This window comes from Alcanivorax sp. REN37, assembly GCF_041102775.1.
Taxonomy (GTDB): Bacteria; Pseudomonadota; Gammaproteobacteria; order Pseudomonadales; family Alcanivoracaceae; genus Isoalcanivorax; species Isoalcanivorax beigongshangi.
The window spans coordinates 2,201,754-2,227,820 of the sequence record NZ_JBGCUO010000001.1 but is presented as its reverse complement, the minus strand read 5'-3'; the positions used below and the strand labels follow the sequence as shown (position 1 = coordinate 2,227,820).

Annotated in this window: 19 protein-coding genes; 11 read left to right on the top strand and 8 right to left on the bottom strand. The window is 63.8% G+C overall.

The features are described 5' to 3' along the window. The first annotated feature begins 62 nt into the window (after window positions 1–62). Genes AB5I84_RS10130 through AB5I84_RS10115 form a run of 4 tightly spaced genes read left to right on the top strand, consistent with a single transcriptional unit; the run spans window position 63 to window position 3,698 of the window. Entirely contained in the window at window positions 63–899 is an 837-nt protein-coding gene (locus AB5I84_RS10130; RefSeq protein WP_369455738.1) for a TRAP transporter TatT component family protein, read from the top strand. Between the two features lie 32 nt (window positions 900–931). Next, window positions 932–1,924, top strand: a complete 993-nt coding sequence (locus tag AB5I84_RS10125; protein WP_369455737.1) for a TRAP transporter substrate-binding protein — start codon at window positions 932–934, stop codon at window positions 1,922–1,924. Then, window positions 1,924–2,412, top strand: coding sequence for a TRAP transporter small permease (locus AB5I84_RS10120; RefSeq protein WP_369455736.1), 489 nt, complete (start codon window positions 1,924–1,926; stop codon window positions 2,410–2,412). The genes AB5I84_RS10125 and AB5I84_RS10120 overlap by 1 nt, the downstream gene beginning before the upstream one ends. Window positions 2,413–2,441: 29 nt before the next feature. Continuing rightward, on the top strand, window positions 2,442–3,698 hold the full coding sequence (locus tag AB5I84_RS10115; RefSeq protein ID WP_439650209.1) for a TRAP transporter large permease: 1,257 nt from the start codon (window positions 2,442–2,444) through the stop codon (window positions 3,696–3,698). On the opposite strand, the gene AB5I84_RS10110 is transcribed toward AB5I84_RS10115, so the two are convergent. Beyond that, window positions 3,676–3,927, bottom strand: a complete 252-nt coding sequence (locus AB5I84_RS10110; RefSeq protein ID WP_369455734.1) for a hypothetical protein — start codon at window positions 3,925–3,927, stop codon at window positions 3,676–3,678. The two genes, AB5I84_RS10115 and AB5I84_RS10110, sit on opposite strands and share 23 nt — an antisense overlap. Before the next feature lie 69 nt (window positions 3,928–3,996). Continuing rightward, complete coding sequence (gene acnA / locus AB5I84_RS10105) at window positions 3,997–6,744, bottom strand: aconitate hydratase AcnA (protein WP_369455733.1); 2,748 nt, start codon at window positions 6,742–6,744, stop codon at window positions 3,997–3,999. A 219-nt stretch (window positions 6,745–6,963) separates the two neighbouring features. On the opposite strand from acnA, the gene AB5I84_RS10100 reads away from it, so the two are divergent. Continuing rightward, on the top strand, window positions 6,964–7,941 hold the full coding sequence (locus AB5I84_RS10100; protein WP_369455732.1) for an NAD(P)H-dependent flavin oxidoreductase: 978 nt from the start codon (window positions 6,964–6,966) through the stop codon (window positions 7,939–7,941). Between the two features lie 44 nt (window positions 7,942–7,985). Here AB5I84_RS10100 and AB5I84_RS10095 read toward each other — a convergent pair whose 3' ends face one another. The 3 genes from AB5I84_RS10095 to AB5I84_RS10085 all read right to left on the bottom strand — a co-directional run bounded on the left by AB5I84_RS10095 (window position 7,986) and on the right by AB5I84_RS10085 (window position 13,807). After that, the gene (locus AB5I84_RS10095; RefSeq protein WP_369455731.1) at window positions 7,986–9,419 is read right to left on the bottom strand and encodes an aldehyde dehydrogenase family protein; all 1,434 of its coding nucleotides are present in this window, start codon (window positions 9,417–9,419) and stop codon (window positions 7,986–7,988) included. A gap of 142 nt (window positions 9,420–9,561) precedes the next feature. Then, window positions 9,562–10,839, bottom strand: a complete 1,278-nt coding sequence (locus AB5I84_RS10090) for a ribonucleotide-diphosphate reductase subunit beta (protein WP_369455730.1) — start codon at window positions 10,837–10,839, stop codon at window positions 9,562–9,564. 97 nt (window positions 10,840–10,936) lie between these two features. Then, on the bottom strand, window positions 10,937–13,807 hold the full coding sequence (locus AB5I84_RS10085; RefSeq protein WP_369455729.1) for a ribonucleoside-diphosphate reductase subunit alpha: 2,871 nt from the start codon (window positions 13,805–13,807) through the stop codon (window positions 10,937–10,939). 705 nt (window positions 13,808–14,512) lie between these two features. On the opposite strand from AB5I84_RS10085, the gene AB5I84_RS10080 reads away from it, so the two are divergent. From AB5I84_RS10080 to AB5I84_RS10060, 5 genes are all read left to right on the top strand, one after another. After that, entirely contained in the window at window positions 14,513–15,235 is a 723-nt protein-coding gene (locus AB5I84_RS10080) for a response regulator (RefSeq protein ID WP_369455728.1), read from the top strand. A gap of 64 nt (window positions 15,236–15,299) precedes the next feature. Then, a complete protein-coding gene (locus AB5I84_RS10075) occupies window positions 15,300–16,943 on the top strand; it encodes an ATP-binding protein (RefSeq protein ID WP_369455727.1) in 1,644 nt (547 codons plus the stop codon). Between the two features lie 132 nt (window positions 16,944–17,075). Continuing rightward, window positions 17,076–18,560: a glycerol kinase GlpK gene (gene glpK / locus AB5I84_RS10070; RefSeq protein ID WP_369455726.1), complete on the top strand. Its 1,485-nt coding sequence runs from the start codon at window positions 17,076–17,078 to the stop codon at window positions 18,558–18,560. 252 nt (window positions 18,561–18,812) lie between these two features. After that, window positions 18,813–19,931, top strand: a complete 1,119-nt coding sequence (locus AB5I84_RS10065) for a GGDEF domain-containing protein (RefSeq protein ID WP_369455725.1) — start codon at window positions 18,813–18,815, stop codon at window positions 19,929–19,931. Beyond that, window positions 19,928–21,067, top strand: a complete 1,140-nt coding sequence (locus AB5I84_RS10060; RefSeq protein WP_369455724.1) for a GGDEF domain-containing protein — start codon at window positions 19,928–19,930, stop codon at window positions 21,065–21,067. The genes AB5I84_RS10065 and AB5I84_RS10060 overlap by 4 nt, the downstream gene beginning before the upstream one ends. A gap of 16 nt (window positions 21,068–21,083) precedes the next feature. On the opposite strand, the gene AB5I84_RS10055 is transcribed toward AB5I84_RS10060, so the two are convergent. From AB5I84_RS10055 to AB5I84_RS10045, 3 genes are all read right to left on the bottom strand, one after another. Continuing rightward, entirely contained in the window at window positions 21,084–22,124 is a 1,041-nt protein-coding gene (locus tag AB5I84_RS10055; protein WP_369455723.1) for an ABC transporter ATP-binding protein, read from the bottom strand. Between the two features lie 63 nt (window positions 22,125–22,187). Further along, window positions 22,188–23,090, bottom strand: a complete 903-nt coding sequence (argF, locus tag AB5I84_RS10050; RefSeq protein WP_369455722.1) for an ornithine carbamoyltransferase — start codon at window positions 23,088–23,090, stop codon at window positions 22,188–22,190. After that, complete coding sequence (locus AB5I84_RS10045; protein WP_369455721.1) at window positions 23,087–24,268, bottom strand: aspartate aminotransferase family protein; 1,182 nt, start codon at window positions 24,266–24,268, stop codon at window positions 23,087–23,089. Before AB5I84_RS10045 ends, argF begins: the two co-directional genes overlap by 4 nt. Before the next feature lie 186 nt (window positions 24,269–24,454). Here AB5I84_RS10045 and AB5I84_RS10040 point away from each other — a divergent pair, with 186 nt between their 5' ends. After that, window positions 24,455–26,023, top strand: coding sequence for a hydantoinase B/oxoprolinase family protein (locus tag AB5I84_RS10040; RefSeq protein ID WP_369455720.1), 1,569 nt, complete (start codon window positions 24,455–24,457; stop codon window positions 26,021–26,023). Window positions 26,024–26,067 lie beyond the last annotated feature (44 nt).

Genomic DNA, 26,067 nt, shown 5'->3' with positions numbered 1-26,067 from the left:
CCCTGTTATAAAGTGCCGCACACAAACTTGTGGCCTTTGCGACGCCTCACTGGAGTGTCCTGATGGTGCAATGGAAAATGGCCTGGGCGTTGGCAGCGGTGTTGCTGTTCAGCGCCTGCGGTGTGACCCGGGTGGGCGAGAGCCTGCCTTACGGCGTGCTCAACAACGATGACGTCGAGTTGGTGGCCGACGGCCTCCCCACCTATCTGCTGATGGTGGACGGCCTGATCGTCAACTGGCCCGACAGTGCCGACTTGCTGCGCAGCGGCGCCGCTCTCTACAGTGCCTATGCCGGCCAATTCGTCGACGATCCCGAACGTGCCATGCGCCTCACCAGCAAAGCGCTCGGTTATGCCGAACGCGGCGCTTGTGCCGGTGAGAAACAGCTGTGCGCGCTGCGCGGGCTGGACGTACCGGAGCTGGAACAGCGGCTACAGAAAGTCAAAAAAGGTGATCTGGCCGGACTGTATAACCTGGGCGTCACTTGGGCGGGGTATATCCAAGCCCACCGCAGTGATTGGAATGCGGTGGCCGATTTGGCACGTGTGCGACTGCTGCTGGAGCGGGTGATCGCGCTGGAGCCCGGCTACGAGCAGGGCCAGGCGCACCTTTACCTCGCGGTGCTGGACAGCTTGCTGCCGGCGGCGTTGGGTGGTCAGCCGGAATCGGCTCGGCAGCATTTTGAAGCCGCCATTGCTCTGTCTGACGGCCGCAACTTGATGGCCAAGACGCTCTACGCTGAGCGCTATGCGCGCATGGAATTTGATCGCGCGCTGCATGACCGGTTGCTGGCTGAGGTGCTGGCGGCGCCGGCCGCTGCCCACGGTCTGACGCTCCAGAATACCCTGGCCCAGCGCCAGGCCCGCGTTTTGCTAGATGAAGCAGACGCTTATTTCTAAGCTGCCACTGGGCAGCACGAGGGAGAGTTCGAATGCGAGTGCGCACGCTGGTGATGGTGCTGAGCCTGGGGCTGGCGCCCCTGGCCCAGGCGCTGGAGCTGAAAATCTCCACCCTGTATCCGGACGGCACGGCGGCGGTGAATACGCTGCGCGCCGCCAGCGAGGAAATCAGCCAGGCCACTGAGGGCCGAGTAACGCTGCGGGTGTACCCGGGTGGCGTGATGGGCGATGACAAGGCAGTGCAGCGCCGCATCCGCATCGGCCAGTTGCACGGCATGTTGGTGCAAGGCGGTGCGCTGGCCGGCGTCTACAAAGACAGCCAGGTGCTCAACCTGCCGCTGCTGTTCCGCTCCTACGACGAAGTGGACGCGGTACGTGCGGAACTGGACCCGGTGTTGCGTCAAGGTTTCGCCGACGGCGGTTGGCGCACGTTTGGCCCGGTGGACGGCGGCTTCGCCTACCTGATGTCGGCACAGCCGGTGGCCAGCGTGGCGGATCTGCAAAAACAGAAAGTCTGGCTGCCCGCCAATGACAGCAGCTCGGCGATGGCGGTGAAAGTATTTGATGTGGCTCCGGTGGTGCTCAACATCGGCGCGGTACTGACCTCGCTGCAGACCGGTGTCATCGATGCATTTGCGGCGCCGCCGGTGGCGGCGCTGACGCTGCAGTGGTACAGCCGCGTCAAACACCTCACCGACATGCCGCTGCTGTACACCTACGGCGTGCTGGCGTTCGACCAGCGCCATCTGGATAAGATCTCGGCCGCGGACCAAGACGTGCTGCAGCGGGTGCTGACCGAGCGCTTTGCCGAACTCAATCGCAGCGAACGGGCGGGCAATCAGCAGGCGTTCGACGCGGTCAAGGCACAGGGCTTGCAGTCGGTGACGCCGTCGGCGGCGCAACTGGCGGAGTGGCGCCAGCGCTCCGAGCAGGCGGTGCAGCTGCTGGAACAGGGCGGTGAGATCAGCCCGGCCATGGTCCAGCGCGCCCGTGACATCCTCGACCGCTACCGCGCCGGACAATAATGCGGCCATTGCTGAAGCTCACCCAGCGGCTGGAAGACCTGCTGATCGTGCTGGTGCTGCTGGGCATGATGGTGCTGGCGGTGACGCAGATCGTGCTGCGTAACGGCTTCGGCACCAGTCTGGTGTGGGTCGATCCGCTGCTGCAGAACGCGGTGCTGTGGATCGGTTTGCTCGGCGCCATGATCGCGACCCGCAACGATGAGCACATCCGTATTGATCTGGCCTCACAGTACCTGCCGGCCGCTTGGCAGCGTGGGCTGTCGACGCTGATCGACCTGTTCACCTGCCTGGTATGCGCCGGCATGGCGTGGTTCAGCCTGCAAGCGGTGATCGATGAGGCCAGCTTCTCCAGCAGCCGTTTGGCCGGGGTGCCGAGCTGGTGGCTGCAGACCATCTTGCCGTTTGGGTTTGCGGTGATGGCGCTGCGCTATGCGCTGCTGCTGGGTCTTAATCTGATCGGCCGACGGCCGCAGCGGGAGGCGCCGTGATTCTCGTTGCCGCCTTGATCCTGGTCGTGATGGCACTGCTGGGGGCGCCCTTGTTTGCGGTGCTACTCGGCGCCGCCGGGCTGGCCTATTACGGCATGGACGTGGACCTGTCGGTGCTGCACATCGACGTATACCAGCTGTCCGATTCGGTAGTGCTAATGGCATTGCCGCTGTTCACCTTTGCCGGATTCCTGCTGTCGGAATCACGTACTGCTGACCGCATGTTGCGGGTGTCGCAGGCCGCGTTCGGCTGGATGCCGGGTGGGCTGGCACTGGTGGCGTTGAGCGCTTGTGCGCTGTTCACCGCACTCACCGGCGGCAGCGGGGTCACCATCGTGGCGCTCGGCGGGTTGTTGCTGCCGGCGCTGCTGAAAGCCGGTTACCCAGGGCGGTTCGGCACCGGTCTGATTACTACCTCTGGCAGTCTCGGGTTGCTGTTGGCACCGTCAGTGCCGTTGCTGATTTACGGCATCATTGCCCAGCAGATGTCGCAGCAGCTGGACATGCCGTCGGTGGAAATCGTTGACCTGTACATTGCCGGCGTAATGCCGGCGCTGCTGATGATCGTGCTGCTGTACGGCTATTGCCTGTGGGCGCTGCGTGGCGAGACCATCCCGCGCCAGGCGTTCAGCTGGCGGGAGCTGGGGGCGGCACTGTGGCAGGCGCGTTGGGAACTGCCGTTGCCGCTGGTGGTGTTGGGCGGGGTATTCAGCGGTCTGCTGGTGATCAGCGAGGCGGCGGCGGTGACCGCGCTTTATGTGCTGATCGTGGAAGTGCTGGTGTACCGCGAGATCCCGCTGCGCCGCTTGCCGTCGATCATGCGTGAATCGATGGTCATGGTCGGCGGCATCCTGCTGATTCTGGCGGTGGCGATGTCGTTCACTGGGGCGTTGGTGTACGCCAACGTGCCGAGCGCGCTGTTCGACTTCATGCAGGAGCATGTCAGCAGCCCGCTGACGTTCCTGATCCTGCTGAACATCGTGCTGTTGGTGCTGGGAGCGGTGCTGGATATCTTTGCTGCGCTGGTGATCATGGTGCCGCTGCTGCTGCCGGTGGCGGTGGGCTACGGTATTGATCCGGTGCATCTGGGCATCATTTTCGTGGCCAACATGCAGATCGGTTACTTCACTCCGCCGGTGGGCATGAACCTGTTCGTTGCCAGCTACCGCTTTAAACAGCCGATCACCGAGCTGTACCGCTCCACCATCCCGTTCATGTTCGTGCTGATCTTGGCACTGCTGGTGATCACCTACGTGCCGGCGCTCAGTCTGTACTGGGTGCGCTGACCGCGGCGCGGCGCTGGGCCTGCTCCAGCGCTGCGTTCAAGGCGTCCAATTGACGTTCCTGCTCCGCTAGCCGCTGTTGCTGGGCGCTGAGTTGCTGCTGCGCGCGGTCCAGCTCGGCGCTCAGGCGTGCCTGCTCGCTGCGGGCCGCGTCTTCGGGGGTAGGGGTATCGGCGTGGGCGGCGGCAGACAGCGCCAGCCCGACAAGCAGGAATAGGGGGGAACAACGCATGGCGGCCTCCGCAACAGGAAGCCGCCATGATAGCAAAGCCCGGCCCGGCGCCAACCGGACCGGGAGTGGTCAGGATGCCATCATCTGCCGCAGCACATAGTGCAGGATGCCGCCGTGGCGGTAGTACTCGGCTTCGGTGGCGGTATCGATACGGCAGCGCAGCTGCACGGTTTTCTCGATCGCCCCTTGGCGAAATACCGCAGTGACGGTCTGGCCCGGTTGCAGTTGGTTGTTCAGCTCCGGCAGATCCACCAGTTCGGTCCCGGTGAGACCCAGGCTGTGGCGGGTATCACCGCCGGTGAACTCCAGTGGCAGCACGCCCATGCCGATCAGGTTGCTGCGGTGGATGCGCTCGAAACTTTCCGCAATCACGGCCCGCACCCCGAGTAGGAAGGTGCCCTTGGCGGCCCAGTCGCGGCTGGAGCCGGTGCCGTATTCCTTGCCGGCAATCACCACGCTGGGGCGCTGCTCCTGCTGGTAGCGCATGGCGGCGCCATAGATCGGTAAGATTTCGTCGCCCGGAATGTGGCGCGTCATACCGCCCTCAACGCCGGGTACCATTTCGTTGCGCAGCCGTACGTTGGCGAAGGTGCCGCGCATCATCACTTCATGGTTGCCGCGCCGAGAACCGTAGGAGTTGAACGCCAGCGGTTCCACGCCATGGCCCTGCAGGTAATGGCCGGCGGGGCTGTCAGCCTTAATGGTGCCGGCCGGTGAGATGTGGTCGGTAGTGATCGAGTCGCCGAGCAATGCCAGCACCCGGGCGCCGATCACCGGAGTGATGTCCGGCACTGCCACACCGAGGCCGTCAAAGAACGAGGGCCGGCGAATGTAGGTGGATTCCGGCTGCCAGCGATAGGTGTCGTCATCGCCGCTGGGCAGCGCTTGCCATTGTTCATCACCGTCAAACACCGAGGCGTACTGGCGCGCAAACATGCTGCCGCTGACCACTGCCAGAGCCTGCTGGATATCCGCGCTGCTGGGCCACAGATCGCGCAGGAACACCGGCTGGCCGTCGCCATCGTAGCCGAGCGGCTGGCGCTCAAAGTCGATCTTCACGGTGCCGGCCAAGGCGTAGGCCACCACCAGCGGTGGTGACGCCAGCCAGTTGGCTTTCACGCTCTGGTGCACCCGGCCTTCGAAGTTACGGTTACCGGACAGCACCGAGGACACCAGCAGGTTGTCGGCGGCAATGGCGGCCTCGATCACATCCGGTAGTGGTCCGGAGTTGCCAATGCAGGTGGTGCAGCCGTAACCGACCAGGTTAAAGCCGAGCTCATCCAGCGGCTGCTGTAAGCCGGCGGCCGCCAGGTAATCGGATACCACCTTGGAGCCCGGTGCCAGTGAGGTTTTCACCCAGGGCTTGCGCTGCAGCCCGCGCGCCACCGCATTACGTGCCACTAGCCCGGCGGCCAGCATCACGCTGGGGTTGGAAGTGTTGGTGCAGGAAGTGATGGCGGCGATCACCACATCACCATCCTGCAACCGGTGCTCGGCGGCTTCTTCGCGTTCCGGGGCGTCATGGTCGACGCCGTCCCGTTCCCGGCTGGCGGGCAGGCCGCTTTCATTGTCCTGGCGTGCTTCTTGTTGCGGCGCATCCGGCGCTGCCGATAGCGCGCGGAATGCCGCCGGTACTTGGTGCAGTGGCACCCGGTCCTGGGGCCGTTTGGGCCCGGCCAGGCTTGGTTCGACTTGGTCAAGATCCAGCGTCAGGACATCGGTAAAGGTGGGCGTGGTCATGCCGCTTTCACGCCACAGTCCCTGCTCGCGGCAGTAGTGCTCCACCAGGCTGACTGTGGCGTCGTCACGGCCGCTCAGGCGCAGGTACTCGAGGGTACGGTGGTCGATCGGGAAGAAGCCGCAGGTGGCGCCGTATTCAGGTGCCATGTTGGCCATGGTGGCGCGGTCGGCCAGTGACAAGTCATCAAGACCGTCGCCGAAGAATTCCACGAACTTACCCACCACGCCGCGTTTGCGCAGCAGCTCGGTGAGCGTCAGCACCAAGTCGGTGGCGGTCAGTCCTTCGCGCAGTTTGCCGGTCAGGTGCACGCCGATCACTTCTGGGATCAGCATCGATACTGGCTGGCCAAGCATGGCCGCTTCCGCTTCGATACCACCGACGCCCCAGCCGAGCACGCCGAGGCCGTTGATCATGGTGGTGTGGGAGTCGGTGCCGACCAAGGTGTCGGGGTAAGCCCAGGGCGCGCCTTCGCCGTCGTCATTGGTCCAGACGCCGCGCGCAAGGTACTCCAGGTTGACCTGGTGGCAGATGCCGGTGCCCGGTGGTACCACCCGGAAATTATTGAACGCGTGCTGTCCCCAGCGCAGAAATTGGTAGCGCTCGCGGTTGCGCTCGAACTCCATTTCCACGTTGTCGTTGAATGCTAACGGTGTGCCGAAGTGGTCGACCATCACTGAGTGGTCAATCACCAGATCCACCGGCGTCAGCGGGTTAATGCGCTGCGGATCGCCACCGGCGGCAGCGATCGCCTCGCGCATGGCAGCCAAATCAACAATGGCCGGTACACCGGTGAAGTCTTGCATCAGCACCCGCGCCGGGCGGAAAGCGATTTCCCGTTGGCTAGTGCGGGTTTCCGGCCAGCGCACCAGCGCTTCCAAATCAGCGGCGGTGACGCTGACGCCGTCTTCCCAGCGCAGCAGGTTTTCCAGCAGTACCTTGAGTGAAAACGGCAGCGCATCCAAATCACCCCAGCCGTGATCGGCCAGACTGGCCAGGCGGACGTAACGGTAGTCGCCATGGGGGGTGTGGAGCAGGGCGCTGGCGGCCTGATGGTGCGGGCCTCGGTTTGAAGTCATCACAATCTCCCTACGTGGTCAGACGGGGACCCCATAGTACCTGCCACGCTTAAGGCTGATTGTAAAGAGGTGGAAGCGCGCACCCGGATTGACAAAAAGTGACTCTGCCACCAGGAAAAACGGAGGCATTTTGCAACTGATCTGCTAGATTCGTGCGGCTTAACATCGCTGCGTACCGGCCGCTTATGGCCGGGAAGAATGACAATTGAGGAGTGACCCATGGCTGTACCGGGATTGTTCAAGGACCGGCTGTCACTGCCGGTGATCGGCTCGCCGATGTTCATCGTGTCCGGGCCGGAACTGGTGATTGCCCAGTGCAAGGCCGGCATTGTCGGTTCGTTTCCCGCGCTCAACGCCCGCCCGCAATCACAGCTGCGTGAGTGGATCCGGCGCATCAAAACCGAGCTGGCTGAATACGCCGCTGCCAACCCGGACAAGCCGGTGGCCCCGTTTGCGGTCAACCAGATCTGCCACGGCTCCAACAATCGCCTGATGGAAGACATGCAGGTGTGTGTGGAAGAGCAGGTGCCGATCATCATCACCAGCCTGCAGGTGTCCAAGGAAGTGGTCGATGCGGCGCACTCCTACGGCGGTTTGGTGTTCCACGATGTGATCAACCAACGCCATGCGCGCAAAGCTGCTAGCCTCGGCGTCGACGGCTTGATTTTGGTGGCCAGCGGCGCTGGCGGCCATGCTGGTACCCAGAGCCCGTTTGCGCTGCTGCGCGAAGTGAAGGAATGGTTCGACGGCACCGTGATCCTGTCCGGGTCGTTGGCCAATGGCCATGCGGTGGCCGGCGCGCTGGCGATGGGCGCCGACTTTGCCTACATGGGCACTCGTTTCATCGCTACTCAAGAGGCCAACGCCGACGATCGCTACCGCAACATGCTGGTGGACGCGGCGGCGGAAGACATCGTTTATTCCAACCTGTTCACCGGTGTGCACGGCAACTACCTGCGTGCGTCCATCGTCGAAGCGGGTATGGATCCGGCCAACCTGCCGGAATCCGACCCGTCGAAGATGAACTTCGGCTCCGGCGGCAACACCGAAGTGAAGGTGTGGAAGGACATTCTCGGCGCTGGCCAAGGGGTGGGTAGCATTGTCGATGTGCCCACCACCGAGGTTTTGGTAGAGCGACTGCGCGCAGAGTTTCGCGAGGCGCGAGCGGCCTTCCTCGACAGCACGGCGGATTACTGAGTCGCGCGTTAAAAAGAGCCCGCCATTTGGCGGGCTTTTTTGTGTCAAACGCCGGGGGTGCGGATCACTAGCAGTCGTTCTTCGGTCATGTCTTGGATCGCCCAGCGCACGCCTTCGCGACCGAGGCCGGAGTCCTTCACGCCGCCATAGGGCATGTTGTCCACCCGCCAAGACGGCACATCGCCGATGACCACGCCGCCCACTTCTAGGCGCTCCCAGGCCAGCTGGGCGCGGTAGAGGTCGCGGGTGAAGATGCCGGCTTGTAAGCCGTAGCGGCTGTCGTTCACCTCATCCAGCATCGCCTCGAAATCCTCGAACGGTGCCAGCACTGCCACCGGGCCGAAGGCTTCTTCGTCGCGCACGGCACAGCCGGCAGGCACGTTTTCCAGCAAAGTCGGCGCCAGCATGGCGCCATCGCGGGTGCCGCCGCACAGTAGCGTAGCGCCTTCGGCTTCTGCCGCGCGGATCCAAGACTCCAGTCGCTTGGCCTCGTCTTCGGTGATCATCGGGCCGATGAAGGTGTCTTCGTCGCGCGGATCACCGCTGCGCAAGGCACGGGTTTTTTCCACCAGCCGATCGCGGAACGTGGCGTACAGGGTGTGGTGCACATAGATGCGCTGCACACCGATGCAGCTCTGCCCTGATTGGTAAAAAGCACCGAACAGAATGCGCTCTAGGGCGTCGTCGAGGTCGGCATCGGCGTCCACCACACAGGCGGCATTGCCGCCCAGTTCCAGCACCACTTTTTTCTTGCCGGCGCGCGCCTTCAGCGCCCAGCCCACGTCGGGGGAGCCGGTGAACGACAGCAGCTTGAGGCGCTCATCGGTGGTGAACAAGTCAGCGCCGTCGCGGTGACAGGGCAGGATCGAGAAGGCGCCTTTGGGCAGCGCGGTGGCGGCCAGCACTTCACCGATCAGCAGTGCGCCCACCGGCGTCAGGCTAGCGGGCTTGAGAATGAACGGGCAACCCGCAGCAATGGCCGGCGCCACCTTGTGGGCGGCTAGGTTGAGCGGGAAGTTGAACGGTGAGATGAACGAGCACACTCCCACCGGTACGCGCCGGGTATAGCCGCGGTAGCCGCGTGCGCGCGGCCCGATATCCAGCGTCAGCGCCTCGCCGTCGATGCGCACCGCTTCCTCGGCGGCGACGCGGAAGGTGTCGATCAGCCGCGTCACTTCACCGCGCGCGTCTTTGATCGGCTTGCCGGCCTCGATGCACAGCGCCTGGGCCAGTTCCTCGGCACGTTGCTCGAACCGCTGCACGCAGTCGAGCAAGATGTCACGCCGCTCGTAGGCAGCCAGCGCGGCCATGGCCGGCTGCGCTTTCTGGGCGGCGCGGATGGCGAGGTCGATGGCGTTGGCATCGGCGAGCGCTACCCGGGTGGCCAGCTCGCCGCTGAACTTGTCGTGGACCGCAAGATCCTGATTAGCAAACAGCGGTTCGCTGCCGAGGTAGTAGGGGTAAGCGTCGTTCAACATGGCCGCTCCTGTGAGGCAGAGAGGGCCGCGTGCGCGGTGGCGGGGTCCGCACGCGGACAGTGGCAGTGATGGTAGCGCCGTCGGGAAGGCGCCAACAGCAACAAGGCGCCTCGCGGCGCCTTGTTTTACGGTCAACAGAACCTTACCAGCTCAGCGAGCCGCCGGTCTGGTACTCGATGACGCGGGTTTCAAAGAAGTTCTTCTCTTTACGCAGGTCCATGATTTCACTCATCCACGGGAACGGGTTGGTGACACCTTTGAACTGCTCCGGCAGGCCCAGTTGGGCGAAGCGGCGGTTGGCGATGAACTTCAGATACTCTTCCATCATGTTGGCGTTCATGCCCAGCACACCGCGCGGCATTGAGTCGCGGGCGTATTCGATTTCCAGCTGGGTGCCTTCGAGGATCATCTGGGTGGTGGTCTCACGCATTTCGGCGTCCCACAGATGCGGGTTTTCGAGTTTGATCTGGTTGATCACGTCGACGCCGAAGTTCACGTGCATGGACTCGTCACGCAGGATGTACTGGAACTGCTCGGCGACGCCGGTCATCTTGTTGCGGCGGCCCATGGACAGGATCTGGCTGAAGCCGCAGTAGAAGAAGATGCCTTCCAGCACGCTGTAGAACGCGATCAGGTTACGCAGCAGTGCTTTGTCGGTTTCCACGGTGCCGGTATTGAAGGTCGGGTCGGACAGCTCGCGGGTGTACTTGATGCCCCACGCCGCTTTGCGCGCCACCGACGGCAGTTCGCGGTACATGTTGAAGATCTCGCCTTCATCCATGCCCAGTGACTCGATGCAGTACTGGTAGGCGTGGGTATGGATCGCTTCCTCGAACGCCTGGCGCAGGATGTACTGGCGGCATTCCGGGTTGGTGATCAGACGATAGGTGGCCAGCACCAGGTTGTTCGCCACCAGCGAATCAGCGGTGGAGAAGAAGCCCAGTGAGCGCTTGACGATGCGGCGCTCGTCGTCGGTGAGGCCATCGGCGCTCTTCCACAGGGCGACGTCGGCGGACATGTTGATTTCCTGGGGCATCCAGTGGTTGGAGCAGCCATCCAGGTATTTCTGCCAGGCCCAGTCGTATTTGAACGGCACCAGCTGGTTGAGGTCGGCGCGGCAGTTGATCATCGCCTTGTCGTCCACCTGCACGCGGCCGGCAGCACCTTCCAGCTCGGACAGGCCTTCCGACACATCCATGTCTTTCAGGGCTGATCGGGCTCGGGACAGGGGGTCGTTGGGGTCGTCGCTGCTTCCTCGCAGATCTCGCGGTTCTCCAGCAGCATCTTCTGCTCGCGCAGCCGGTGCTGCAGCAGCCGGCTGCGGCGCCGGTGTAGCAGCTGATGATTGCGGTGCCGCGGGCGGAACCGGCTGGCGCGTGACAGGCTTCTCTTCGGCATTGAAATCGTCCCAGCTCAGCATGAGGGATACTCCTTAGCAGTCAGTCGGGCCCGGCGCAAGGTTGCAGCCGGGCGGCTGTGCCGCGGTGCCGCTGATAGCGGCCCGCGGGGTGGCAACATTACTGGCAGGCTTCGCAATCGGGATCGTCGATGGAGCAGGCCAGCGGTACGTCTGCCGCTTGATCGAAACTGGCGCCGCTGTCGGCCACCGCAGCCACTGCGTTCAGGCGGCCGTCGTTGATGGTGGATTTCTCCGCCGTGGTGGCGCTCAGGGCACGCAGGTAGTAGGTGGTTTTCAGGCCCATCAGCCATGCCATCTTGTAGGTGATGTCCAGTTTGCGGCCGTTGGCTTCAGCGATATACAGGTTCAGCGACTGCGCCTGGTCGATCCACTTCTGGCGGCGGCTGGCGGCTTCCACCAGCCAGCGCGGCTCCACTTCGAAGGCGGTGCGGTACATCTCTTTGAGATCCGCCGGCACCCGGTCGATCGGCTGCACTGAACCGTCGTAGTACTTGAGATCGTTGACCATCACGTTGTCCCACAGGCCGCGGGCTTTGAGGTCGTTCACCAGGTACGGGTTCACCACAGTGAATTCGCCGGACAGGTTCGATTTCACGTACAGGTTCTGGTAAGTCGGTTCGATCGACTGCGACACGCCAGTGATGTTGGCGATGGTGGCGGTCGGGGCAATGGCCATCACGTTGGAGTTGCGCATGCCCTGGGTTTTCACCTGCTCGCGCAGGCTGTCCCAATCCAAGCGCTGGCTGCGGTCCATCTTCAGGTATTCCTCGCCGCGCTGCTCGCCGAGCAGGGCAATGGAGTCGATCGGCAGGATGCCGCGGCTCCACAGCGAGCCGTCGAAGCTGGAGTAGCTGCCGCGTTCTACCGCCAGGTTGCTGGAGGCTTGGATAGCGTAGTAGCTGATCGCTTCCATGGACTGGTCAGCGAAATCCACCGCCGCCGCGGAGGCGTAGGCGATCTGCTGTTTGTACAGTGCGTCCTGGAAGCCCATCACGCCCATGCCCACCGGGCGGTGGCGGAAGTTGGAGCGTTCGGCTTGCGGCACGCTGTAGTAGTTGATGTCGATCACGTTGTCGAGCATGCGCACTGCAGTGCGTACGGTGTTTTCCAGCTTCACCAGATCGAGGCCGTTGTCACCGATGTGCTGCGGCAAGTTGATTGAGCCGAGGTTGCACACCGCGATTTCTTCGGCGTTGGTGTTCAGGGTGATCTCGGTGCACAGGTTGGAAGAGTGCACCACACCGGCGTGCTGCTGCGGGCTGCGCAGGTTGCACGGGTCTTTGAAGGTCACCCACGGGTGGCCGGTTTCAAACAGCATCGACAGCATCTTGCGCCACAGCGTCAGCGCCGGCATGCGCTTGAACAGCTTCAGTTCGCCGCTGCGGGTCTTGGCTTCGTATTCCAGGTACTTCTGCTCGAACGCGGTGCCGTACAGGTCGTGCAGTTCCGGCACATCGTTGGGGGAGAACAGCGTCCACTCCTGTTCTTCCAACACCCGCTTCATGAACAGGTCCGGGATCCAGTTGGCGGTGTTCATGTCGTGGGTGCGGCGACGGTCATCACCGGTGTTCTTGCGCAGCTCAACGAACTCTTCGATGTCCAGGTGCCAGGTTTCCAAGTAGGCACAGACTGCGCCCTTGCGTTTGCCGCCTTGGTTCACCGCCACCGCCGTGTCGTTGACCACTTTCAGGAACGGCACCACGCCCTGGCTCTTGCCGTTGGTGCCCTTGATGTAGGAGCCCAGCGCGCGCACCGGGGTCCAGTCGTTACCGAGGCCGCCGGCAAATTTGGACAGCATGGCGTTGTCGTGGATGGCATGGTAAATGCCGGACAGGTCGTCGGGCACCGTGGTCAGGTAGCAGCTGGACAGCTGCGGACGCAGGGTGCCGGCGTTGAACAGCGTCGGCGTGGAGCACATGTAGTCGAAGCTGGAGATCAGTTCGTAGAACTCGATCGCGCGTGCTTCGCGGTCGTCCTCATTGATGGACAGACCCATGGCCACGCGCATGAAGAAGCACTGCGGCAGTTCGAAGCGCACCTCGTTGCTGTGCAGGAAGTAACGGTCGTACAGGGTCTGCAGGCCGAGGTAGGTGAACAGGCCATCGCGGTCGCCCTTGAGCGCTTGGCCGAGACGGTCGAGGTCGAACTCGGCCAGTTTCGGGTCCAGCAGCTCCAGCTCAATGCCGCGCGCAACGTAGGCTTTCAGGGTGTCGCTGTAGAGCGATGCCATCTCCGCTTGGTCGGCGCGGTCCGCCACACCAAGGAACTGCAGCGCTTCGGCGCGCAGGCTGTCCATCAGCAGGCGGGCGGTAACGTAGGTGTAGTTCGGTTCTTGTTCAATCAGGGTGCGGGCGGTCATCACCATAGAGGTGTTGACGTCGCCGATGGTGACGCCGTCGTACAGGTTCTTCACCGTCTCATTGATGATGCGCTCCGGCTGCACGTCGTCGAGGTCGGCACAGGCAGCGCGGATCAGCGCTTCCAAGCGGCCCATGTCGAGCGCTTGGCGCGAGCCGTCTTCCATGGTCACGGTGATACCGCTTTGGTTGTCGGCGGCCGGATTGTCTTGCGCGCGCTTGCGCGCCTGCTCTTCGCGGTACAGCACGTAACTGCGGGCAACCTTGTGCTCGCCGTGGCGCATCAGCGACAGCTCTACCTGGTCCTGAATTTCTTCAATATGGATGGTGCCGCCGGACGGTAGGCGCCGCTTGAAGGTGTCGGTGACCTGGCTGGTCAGCTCGGCGACCACTTCGTGGATGCGCGAGGACGCGGCAGCGGTGCCGCCTTCTACCGCTAGGAACGCCTTGGTGATGGCCACGGTAATCTTGTCGTCGGTGTAGGCGACCACTTTACCGTTGCGCTTGATCACGCGGATCTGGCCCGGTGCGGTGGTGCTGAGGGTGCCGTCCTGAGCCGGATCCATGGGGGTCGGGGAAGTGGAGGCCTGGGTCTGGGGATCCGTCTGCATGATCGGTCACTCTCCTTAATATATGTAGGCGCGGCGGACCGCGTGTCGGGACCGGCGTGGGTCGCGCGACAGGGCCGTCTGGCGATGATTTCGTTGTCTGCGCGGGCCGGAAAACCAGCGATGCTGCTGGGACTGCATGGTGGCCTACCGCGCGGGGGGCGGCACCATACCACAATATATAGTGTCGCGCCGGACTGCTTGCCGACGCTCCGGTCGCCTCAATGCACGCCGGCGAAACCCTGTCCGACGAGGCGGTGGGCCAAGACTACTACCGCGCGGAGCGGGTTTCCACTCCTGACGATGTATTTCTTTGCCACTATATGTTGTGTTTTTGATGTCCGTCAGACACGAGCTGTGGTGTTTGGTGGGTTGGGAAAAGTCAATCGCCGCAGGGCCGGTTTTACAAAGCTGTGGATAACCCTGTGGGCAATGTGTGGGTTGCCGGTGGCTAAGCCACAGTGTGACGTGGCTGGACAGGTAAACACTATATGTTGTGTTACTGTCTCCGCCGGCGGCAGCTGCTGATGCGGCTGTCTCGGGGGTGAGCGAGTGCTGATTCCGGGGCGGCAGTTGCCGCTGCTGTATAGGATGCGTATAAATCGTGTAAATTCCGCACCGGCCGCAGCCCACTTGTTAAAGCAAGCGGGCCTCGCTCACGGGGAGCGTGCGCTGGCGGAACATAAGACTGAGAAGGAACGGCACGGAATGAGTCTTGTGCAGGATAATCCCCCACGGATCCTGATCGTGGAAGATGATGAGCGGTTGGCGACGCTGACCCGCGAATATCTGGAAAGCAACGGCATGAATGTGGGTGTGGTGAACGATGGCGAGGAGGCCATCCGCCGTATCCGCGCCGAGCAACCGGATCTGGTGGTGCTGGATTTAATGCTGCCGGGCGCGGACGGACTCAGTGTCTGTCGTGAAGTGCGGCCGCAATTTCGTAACCCGATTCTGATGCTCACCGCCCGCACTGATGACATGGACCAGGTGCTGGGTTTGGAGATGGGCGCCGATGACTACGTCGCCAAGCCGGTCAAGCCGCGGGTGCTGCTGGCGCGTATCCGCGCGCTGCTGCGTCGGGTGGAAACTGAGCAGGAGCGTGATCAGCCGCAGATGCGGTTGGAGTTTGGCAACCTGGTGATCGACAACTCCGCCCGGGAAGTGGTGCTGGAAGGCCGTTCGGTGGACCTCACCAGCGCCGAGTACGATCTGCTGTGGCTGCTGGCATCCAACGCCGGCACTGTGCTGTCGCGCGAGACCATCTTCGAGAAATTGCGCGGCATTCAGTACGACGGTCAGGATCGTTCCATCGACGTGCGCATTTCCCGTATTCGTCCCAAGGTTGGTGATGACCCGGACAACCCGCGCCGCATCAAGACGGTGCGCTCCAAGGGTTACCTGTTCGTCAAGGAGGTCGGGCCGGTCTGAGCCCGCACCGCACCCTCACCACACTCCGGCGCCATGCCGGAGTGGCCTGCTGTGGACCCGCCCTGTGAACAGCATCTTTCTGCGCATCTATGCCGGCATGATGCTGGCCGTCTTGGTGGTCAGCCTGATCGCCTACGCCATGGTGCAGCTGGTCAATCAGTACCGCTCCGAGATTTACCGCGAAGCCATGGCCCATGGCACCTTCCATCTACTGGCGCAGGGATTCCAGCGTCAAAACAGCGAAGAAGAACTGGAAGCGCGGCGTGCGTTGCTGAGCCGCCTGTTCGGCGTCGAACTGAAAATCCTGTCTGAATCAGAATTGTCGCTGAGCTACCGCGAGCGCCTGCACTTGGAGCAGGGCTTGGTGGTGATGCGCATTGATGAGCGCGCGCCGGACGCGGGCGCCGACATTCTTTATCAACTGCCCGGCGAGTCGCGTTACGTGTCGGCACATATGACGCGGGTGTCCGAGCAGCATGCCCGCGCCACCGCCTTGCTGGTGCTGGAGGAGTTGGCGCGTGTGCCCGCGGAGCGTTGGGACGATGTGATCGCCAGCCTGCAGCCCCACTTCGGTTATGGCCTGTCGCGGGTGCCGCGCGAGCGGGTGCAGTTGGATCTGGAACAGCTGGAGCGGCTGGAGCGGCAGGAGGTAGTGATCGCGCTACGCGAGAACCGCTCCGGACGCCATTCTGGCGTCATGGTTTACGCGCCGCTGGGACCGACTGATGTGTTGGTGCTTGGGCCGTTGGCCTTGTTCGACTGGACCCCGGTGCCGATGTTGGTGATCGTCGGCCTGCTCGGGTTGTTTGCCATGGGCGGCGCCACCTATGCCTTGGTGCGGCCGCTGCAGAACCGGCTGCGCGAACTCGATCATGTGGTACGCCAGCTGGGCGGCGGCAATATGGAGGTGCAGGCACGGGTGGGGCCGGATGCTATTGGCCAGCTGGGCAGCACTTTCAACGGCATGAAAGAACACATTCGCCGCTTGATTGACGCACAGCGGGAAATGACCCGCGCGGTGTCCCACGAGCTGCGTACCCCGGTGGCGCGTTTACGTTTCGGGCTGGAAATGCTGGCCGATTGCGACGATGCCGATGAGCGCCGGGTGAAGCTCGATGAGCTGGACCAGGACATCGAGCAACTCGACCAGCTGATCGACGAAATCCTGACTTTTGCCCGCCTGGAAGAGGGCTCGCCGACGCTGGACTTCAAAGCCGTGGACCTGCGCGCGCTGTTCGGCCAAATCTGCCGCGAAATTGCGCCGATCAGTGGCGCGCTGGTACTGGTGGATGCCAGCGATTGGGAGCGGCTCGGAGAGGCGTCCCACGCCGAGGGCGAAGAACGCTACCTACACCGCATCCTGCAAAATCTGGTCACCAACGCTCTGCGCTATGCGCGCAGTGAGATCGTGCTGCGGTTCGAGGTGGCGGACGGCTGGGCGATCATGGAAGTGGCGGATGACGGCCCCGGTATTCCTGCCGCCGAGCGCGAGCGGGTGTTCAAGCCGTTCGCGCGGCTCGACAAGAGCCGCCACCGTGCCAGTGGCGGTTACGGCCTTGGGCTGTCGATTGTGCAGCGCATTGTCGAATGGCATAGCGGCCGCATTGAGATCGATGACAGCCCGCAGGGTGGCGCACTATTCCGGGTGCTGTGGCCCCGTGAGCAGCGTCGCGGCCACCATGCGCTGGGTGCTGCGGGCGGGCGCTGACCGCAAGGTCGCAAACAGAACGTCCGTACAGCTCTTTGCAGGGCGATGCTTTGCGTTACCATGCGCACCCGGCCTGCACTGACGCTGCCGCCGATTGGCGTCGCAGCACCCGACCATTCGAAGGAGATTCCCATGTCCGGCTACCTGCTGGCGATTGACCAGGGCACCACCAGCTCCCGTGTCCTGCTGTTCCGCACCGACGGCACTGTGGTCAGCCAAGCGCAGAAGGAATTTCCCCAGTACTTTCCCGCCGACGGCTGGGTCGAGCACGATGCGGTGCAGATTTGGCAAGACTGCCTGGCGTTGTGCCAGCAGGTGCTGGAGCGCAGTGGCGTGGCGGCGACCGCATTGGCCGGCATCGGCATCACCAATCAGCGCGAAACCACGGTGCTGTGGGAGCGCGCCAGCGGTCAGCCGTTGGCACGCGCCATCGTTTGGCAGGACCGCCGCACCGCTGACCGCTGCGCGCAGCTGAAGCAGGGCGGTCACGAAGCCATGGTGCAGGCCCGTACCGGGCTGCTGCTCGATCCCTATTTCTCGGCCAGCAAACTGGCCTGGTTGCTGGACGACATTCCCGGTGCCCGCGCCCGCGCTGAGCGCGGCGAACTGGCGTTCGGCACCATCGACAGCTGGCTGCTGTGGAATCTCACTGGCGGAGCGGTGCATGCCACTGACGCCACCAACGCTTCGCGCACGCTGCTGTTCAACATCCACGAACAGCGTTGGGATCCGGAGTTGCTGGCGCTGTTCGATATCCCGGCGGCCTTGCTGCCGGACGTGCGCGACTGTGCTGCGGATTACGGCCGCACGCTGCCAACGCTGCTCGGCGCAGCAGTGCCGGTGACCGGCATCGCCGGCGATCAGCAGGCGGCGCTGATCGGCCAAGCCTGTTTCTCGCCGGGGATGGTGAAAAGCACCTATGGTACCGGCTGCTTTATGGTGGTGAACACCGGCCGTGAGGCGATCCCATCGCGCCATCGGTTGCTGACTACGGTCGGCTACCGCCTCAATGGTGAGGTGACCTATGCGCTGGAGGGGTCGATCTTCGTGGCCGGTGCCGCCATCCAGTGGCTGCGTGATGGTCTGCGGCTGATTTCCGATGCCAGCGAAACCGAAGCCTTAGCGCGCAGCGTCGGCAGTGCCAAAGGGGTGTACATGGTGCCAGCGTTTACCGGCCTCGGTGCGCCCTGGTGGGATCCCCACGCCCGCGGTGCGCTGCTGGGCCTGACCCGCGACACCGGCATTGCCGAAGTGGTCACCGCCGGGCTGGAAGCGGTGTGTTATCAGAGCCTGGATCTGCTGGAAGCGATGGTGGCCGATGGCAGCACCCGTCCCACCGCGCTGCGGGTGGATGGCGGCATGGTGGTCAACAACTGGCTGGCGCAAAGCCTTGCCAACATCCTCGGCGTGCGGGTGGACCGCCCACAGATTACCGAAACCACAGCGCTTGGCGCCGCCTATCTGGCCGGCCTGCAGGCAGGCGTGTTCGAGTCGCTGGAGGCCATCGCCCAGCAATGGCAGCGCCAGTCTGCATTCGAGCCGTGCCTGGACGAAGACGACCGCCGTGCTCGTCACGCCGGCTGGCGCGAGGCGGTGGCGATGGTGTGCCGCCGCTGAACCATTGCTGCGATCCCAATTTCCTTTGCCCGGTAGTGGAAGACTGACGAGTCGCCAGGTTCGGCGGCTGAAGCGTCTGCGTGCCCGGCTTCCGAGCGTGATAGAGTTCGCGCCATTAATGATAAATAGTGCCTGCAAAACCAATGTGAAATAGTGAAATAAATCATTAATGGCTAATGATTTGTACCTATTCGCTCAGTAAGCTGGCCGGCGTGGAATCGGTAGTCAGGGCAAGGTGTGGAGAATCGGGTCGTGGGGGCGCTGGAACAGCATTTGTCGCAATCTGGCGGTATCCGGCAGGGCCGGGTGGTGCGCTATGTGGCATTTGCCACGCTGGTTGGCGGCGGCGTGCATACGCTGGCCTGCTGGGTGGCGTTGCAGCTGAGCTTTTTCCGTGACTACGACGCGTTCGAACCGTTCTTCACGCTCGCTTGGATCGGCCATGGGCTGTTTCTGGCACTGGTGCTGAGCGGGGTTAACCGCCGCTGCCGCGATCCTTACCTCACTCAACCGTTGCTGTGGTGGTCCACCTTGGTGCTGGTGGTGTCGGTGTATCAGATCGACCAAGTGCGGCTACCAGTGATGATGTTGTTCTTCGCCATCCTTCAGCTTGGTCTGTTCCGTAGCACCCGGCGCCAGTATGCGCGCCTCAGTGTGGCCTGCGTGGCCGGCTATCTGGCTGGCATCTTACTGGCCTGGCAGTGGCACCCGGAGCGGGTAGAACTGGCGGTGGAACTGATTCAGTGGTTCGGCTTTGCACTAATGACCGCCGCCATCGTGTTCATGGCCGGCGAAATTGGCCTGCTCAGCCAACGGCTGGCGGACCGCAACCAAGAATTGGCCGACGTGGTGCGCTGGACTCGCGCGCTGGCGGTGCAGGATGAACTCACCGGCCTGTTCAATCGCCGTTATGCCACCGAGCGGTTGGCCAAGCTGCGGGAGTTGGCGGACCGCGGTGGCCTGTCGCTAACGGTAGCCTATGCCGATCTCGATCATTTCAAACACATCAACGACCGCAGTGGCCACCAAGAAGGTGACCGGGTGCTGCGCGAATTCGCGGCGCTCGGCAGTGCGCTGCTGGATGAACGTGATTTCATGGCTCGCTTCGGCGGTGAGGAATTCCTGCTGGTGTTCGTCGAGCACCCGGAACACGAAGTGTGGGCGCGGTTGGAGCGGCTGCGCAGTGGTTTGGCGCAGCAAGTGGCAGCCGATGGCGTGCCGGTGACGGTGTCGCTCGGTATGGCCTGCTTCCAACCCGGCGACAGCCTGGATGGTTTGTTGCAGCGCGCCGATGCCGCGCTCTACCGGGCCAAGCAAGCCGGCCGCAACCGGGTGGAACGTGCCGCTCCGGCGCTGGAGGAGGCGCTGTGATCGGCGACCGCCTGATGGACCCCAGCTTGCTGCAGGCGCAGCGTGCCAGCGACCGCGGCGTGCTGGCCATGCGGCTGGCGATCACCGCGCTGGCGATCGGCGCCTTGCATACCCTGTTTTGCCTGCTGTTCTTCCAGGCCGGTTATTTGCAGTTGTCCGGCCGCCATCTGCTGCAGGGCGTCGTTGTGTTCTGGGGCGGCCAAGCGCTACTGCTGGCGCTATTCATGGTCTACCGCCGGCTACAGCGGCCGGTGCGCTGGGTGGCGTTTGCCTGGTACCTGTGGATCCTGCTGGCGTTACTGTGCAGCGCCTATGCCATGAGTGGGTTCCGACTCAGCCTGATGCTGCCGTTCTTCGCGGTGATGATGCTGGCCTCGTTCCGTCATCATCTCGGCGGGCTGACCACGCTGGCGTCCGTGGCGGTGGGCGGCTATCTGCTGGTGGTGTTCGCGCTGTGGCTGCGCCAGGGCTACACCCTCGACCTAACGCTGGAAATCCTGCAGTGGCTGCTGTTTGCCGCCACGGCTGTCAGCTTCGTGGTGACGGGCCTCGGCGTCAGCGACCTGCGCCGTTCGCTGACGCAGAAGAACCGTGATCTTGGCGATGCCCTGCTACAGGTGCGCGACATGGCGATCCGCGATGAGCTGACCGGTCTCTACAACCGCCGCCATATCATGGATGTGCTCAGCCAGCAGCAAGCGCTGGCGGAAGCCGGCAGTTACCGCTTTGCGCTCTGCTTTGTCGATTTGGATCACTTCAAGCGGATCAATGATCGCTATGGGCATGGTGTCGGTGATGCGGTGCTGCGCCGCTTCGGCCAGTTGGCGCGGCAATGCTTGCGCGAAGCGGACTACATTGGTCGGCTCGGTGGCGAAGAGTTCGTACTCGTGGTGACCCAAGCAGATCTGGCTGGCGCGGCGCGCTTGGCAGAACGGCTGCAGCAGCAGTTCCGTCACAGCCTGTTCGATGATTTGACGCCGGGCTTTGGACCGACGCTGTCGGTGGGCGTGGCCGGCTATCGACCGGATGAGGCTCTGTCCACTACGCTGGCGCGGGCCGATGCCTGCCTGTATCAGGCGAAAGCGCAAGGCCGTGATTGCATCGTCACAGAGCACCAGTTGGCATCCGCCAGCTGATCATGATCGGCGGCCTTCAGTCCGCCGCGAAACACACCGCTGGCGCCGCCATCAACGACACACCCAACTGATCGCCCGGCCGATGGCCGCTGCTGCCACGAGCCCACAGCTCGGTGCCGCAAGCTAGCTGTAGTCGGTAGCGGCAGTGGCCGCCGAGGAACTCCCGGCTCAGCACTCGCGCCGGCTGGCCGCCGTCGAGCGGGCCGAGCAGCACCGCTTCTGGGCGCACCAACAACTCCAGCGCGCCGGCCGGCAGGGCGGCAGCCGGCAGCGGCAGGGGGCCGAGTGCGGTCTGTAAAGCGCCGGCTTCGACGCGTGCCGGTAACCAGTTGGTGCTGCCAGAGAACTGGGCGACGAAGCGGCTGGCGGGACAGGCATACACCTGTTCCGGGCTGCCCCATTGCTCCAGTTTGCCGCCGCGCATCACGCCCAAGTGATCGGCCATAGTGAAGGCTTCGTCTTGGTCGTGGGTGACCATCAGCGCGGTCATGCCCTGCTGACGCAGGATACGGCGCAGTTCCTGGTTGAGCTGGCGACGCAGGTCCAGGTCGAGGCTAGCAAAGGGTTCATCCAGCAGCAGCAATGCCGGCCGCGGTGCTAGCGCACGCGCGAGGGCTACGCGCTGTTGCTGGCCGCCGGACAGCTCATGCGGATAACGCCGTGCCAGGCCCGGCAGCTGTACCAGCGCCAAACATTCTTCCACCCGCGCGCGGCGCGCACTGCTGCCCAGTTGGCGCAGGCCGAACGCGACGTTGTCGCCGACACTCAAATGGGGAAATAGCGCGTGTTCTTGGAACACCATGCCGAGGCCACGTTGTTCCGGTGGTCGCTGGGCCTCGGCGTTGGACACTGTTCGGCCGTGCAATTGGATGCGGCCGCCGGTGAGCGGTTCGAGGCCGGCAATGGCGCGCAGGGTGGTGGTCTTGCCACAGCCGGAAGGGCCCAACAGGCAGGCGATGTCGCCTTCCGGTAACTCGAATGACACGCCCTGTACCACCGGTTGTTGCTGGTAGCGGCAGGCAAGATCGAGCACGGAGAGGGCAACGGGGCGAGACAACGGAGACTCCAACAGGCACCAGCAGAGCGGTGGAGGGCCGGCGTGGAACGCCGGCCATGGGCATCAGCGCAGCAGGAATTCCAGTAGCGCTTTCTGGGCGTGCAAGCGATTTTCCGCCTCGTCCCAGACTACCGCACGTGGATCGTCGAGCATGTCGTGGCTGATTTCCTCGCCCCGGTGGGCGGGCAGGCAGTGCATGAACAACGCCTGTGGATCGGCCAGATCCATCAGTGACGGACTGACCTGGTAATCGGCGAACGCTTCGGCGCGGCGTGCCTGCTCTTCTTCTTGGCCCATGGAGGCCCACACGTCAGTCACCACCAAGTGGGCGCCGCGCACGGCGGCTGCGGTGTCACGCACCAGCTCGACGCGGTCGCTGTTGGCGGCCAGCAGGTCGGCACGCGGATCGAAGCCTTCCGGGCACGCCACCACCAGCTGGAAATCAAACTGGCGGGCGGCGTTGATGTAGGAGTTGCACATGTTGTTGCCGTCGCCGACCCACACCACGCGCTTGCCTTGGATACTGCCGCGATGCTCGACAAAGGTCTGCATGTCGGCCAGCAGTTGGCACGGGTGGTAGTCGTCGGTGAGGGCGTTGATCACCGGCACTTTGGAATGCTGGGCAAAGGTTTCCACGGCGCTGTGAGCAAAGGTGCGGATCATCACCGCATCGACCATGCGCGACATCACGCGGGCGGAATCTTCGATCGGCTCGCCGCGGCCGAGCTGGGTGTCACGTGGCGACAGGAAGATGCTGCTGCCGCCGAACTGGGTCATGCCCACTTCAAATGACACCCGGGTGCGGGTGGAGGCTTTTTCGAAAATCATGCCCAGCGTTTTGCCGCGCAGTGGTTCGTGGCGCTGGCCGTTGCGGAGCATGGTTTTCAGTTCGATGGCGCGCTGGATCAGGTAGCCGAGTTCATCCGGCGTTAGATCCAGCAGCGTCAGGAAGTGGCGCACACTCATGCGGCCTCCTGCTGGTAAAAGGCATGGATGGCAGCGGACAGACGCGCCACCAAGGTGTCCACTTCTTGCTCGCTGATCACCAGCGGCGGCAGCAGGCGCACCACCCGGCCGGCGGTAACGTTGACCAGCAAGCCGCGCTCACGTGCCAGTTGCACGATGGCGCCGCAATCGCGATCCAGTTCGATGCCGACCATCAGGCCTTTAGCACGCAGGTTCACCACCCGCTCGCCGAGATCCGCCAGTGCCGCGCCGAGGCCAGCCACCAGCCGCGCGCCGCGGTCGTTCACCGCCGGCAGTACCTTGGTCATCTCATCCAGCACCGTGAGTGCCACCGCGCAGCCGAGCGGGTTGCCGCCGTAGGTGGTGCCGTGGCTGCCGGGACCCATCAGGTCGGTGGCGGTGCCGGAAACCAGGCAGGCGCCGATCGGGAAACCGTTGCCGAGCCCTTTGGCGGTGGTGAGCACGTCCGGACGTACATCGGCGCCCAGATAGAAGAAGTAATCGCCGGTGCGGCCGTTGCCGGTCTGCACTTCATCGAGCATCAGCAGCCAGCCGAACTGGTCGCACAGCTGGCGCAAACCGGGCAGGTAATCCGCTGCTGGCACATGCACGCCGCCTTCGCCTTGGATGGGCTCCACCAGTACCGCGACGATGTCCGGGTTGTCGCCGAGGGCGCGGATAGCGTCGAGGTCGTTCCACGGCACACGGATGAAGCCGCTGACCATCGGATCAAAGCCTTCGCGGGCTTTCGGGTTGGCGGTGGCGCTGAGCGTGAACAGCGTGCGGCCGTGGAAGGCGTTGTCGAGCACCACCACGGTGGGGCAGGCGACTTGCTTGCTGTGGCCGTACAGGCGCGCCAGCTTCAGCGCTGCTTCGTTGGCTTCGGCACCGGAGTTGCAGAAGAACACCTTGTCCATACCGGTCAGCGCACACAGGCGCTGGGACAGCTTTTCCTGCGTGTCGATGCGGTACAGGTTGGAGGTATGCACCAGGGTTTCCGCCTGTCGAGCCAGCGTCGCTGTCACCGCCGGGTGACAATGCCCCAGGTTACACACGCCGATGCCAGAGATCGCATCCAGATAGGCGTTGTGGTCGGTGTCATACAGCCAAACGCCTTCACCGCGGTCGAAGGTGACCGGTTGGCGCGCGTAGGTGGGAATCAGGTACGTCTCGTTCATCTGCGTTCCATCAGCCGGAAATTCAAGTGGAGAGGTCCGCCGGGCGGCGGTCTGCGCAAACAAAAACGGCAGCCTGGGCTGCCGCGGACGTTCGATGATAACGGCCCGCCGATGCGGGCGCAATTGCGGGTCTGATGTCGTAGCATGGCGGTTTGCCGGCGCTGGCCGGGAACCGGGAGAGCAGGGGTGGATGCGGTCCAACTGAGTGTGTTCAGTCATCGTCTAGCGGGCATCTGTGCCGAGATGGGGGCGCTACTGCAGCGCGCGGCGTTCTCGCCCAACATCAAAGATCGGCTCGACTTTTCCTGTGCCGTGTTCGATGCCGCCGGTGGCCTTTGTGCGCAGGCTGCGCACATCCCAGTGCACCTTGGCAGCATGGCATTCGCTATGGCCGATGTGGTGGCCGGCCAGGCGTGGCAGCCCGGTGACTTACTGGTGGTCAATGATCCGTTCCTCGGCGGCACCCACCTGCCGGACGTGACGGTGGTGGCGCCGGTGTTTGATGACGGCGGCACGCTGCTGGCGTTCGCGGTGACCCGCGCTCACCACGCCCACATCGGCGCCACTGCGCCCGGCTCGATGCCGATTTCCCGCACCCTTGAGGAAGAGGGGGTGGTGATTGCGCCGCAATGGTTGCGCCGCGATGGCCGCTGGGCGCGCGCGCTGCTCAATCAGCTGTTGCCGCAACCGCTGGCGGCACCGGAGCAGGCGCCACAGTTGGGTGATTTCGTCGCCCAGGCCAGTGCCTGCGATGCCGGTGCGCGCTGGTTGGCAGCTTGGATTGCGGACACCGGGGTGGCGCAGTTCCGTGCCGGACTGGTCGCTCTGAATGCCTATGCTGAGCGGCTGGCGCGGCAGACATTGGCGGCACTGCCGGACGGCGACTACCACTTTGTTGATCAGCTCGATGACGACGGCCAGGGCACTGAATCAATTAATGTGCAGGTGACCCTGCGCGTGCGCGGCGAATGCGTGAACGCTGACTTCACCGGCACCGCAGACCAGGTGCCCGGCAACCTCAATTGCCCGCTGTCGGTGGCGGCCGCGGCGGTGTTCTATTGCTTCCGCTGTCTGATGCCGGCGCAGGCACCGGCCTGTGCCGGCTTGTTTGCGCCAATCACTCTGACTGCGCCGGTGGGCAGCTTGGTCAATGCCCAGCGCCCGGCGGCCACCGCGGCTGGCAACGTGGAAACCAGTACCCGCATTGTTGATGTGGTGCTCGGGGCGTTGGCGCAGGCGTTGCCAGAGCGGATTCCGGCAGCCAGTCACGGCAGTATGAATAACTTGGCACTGGGCCGCGCTGGTGAGGCGGGCCGGCCGGGCTGGGATTACTACGAGACCATGGGCGGCGGCATGGGCGCTGGGCCAGCCGGTGCCGGCCTGTCCGGGCGCCAAACTCATATGACCAATACCCTCAATACGCCGATTGAATCCCTGGAAAGCCATTATCCGCTGCGGGTATTGCATTACGGTTTGCGCGCCGGCAGTGGTGGCGCCGGCCGTCATCGTGGTGGTGATGGGTTGGTGCGCGAGCTGCTGTTCTTGGCACCGGCCACGGTGACGTTGCTGACCGAGCGTCGCGTCAGTGCGCCGTGGGGATTGGCGGGCGGTGAGCCCGGGCTGCCAGGTCGTAATTGGCTGAACGGCAAGCCGCTGCCGGCCAAGGTCTGCTTGGCGGTCTGCGCCGGTGACCGGCTACGGCTGGAAAGCGCCGGCGGCGGTGGCCATGGCGCCCCGGCATCGATGGAGACTTGAGCGGCCAGTTGCTAGACTATCGCCCCCTGTGCCACCCCTGACCC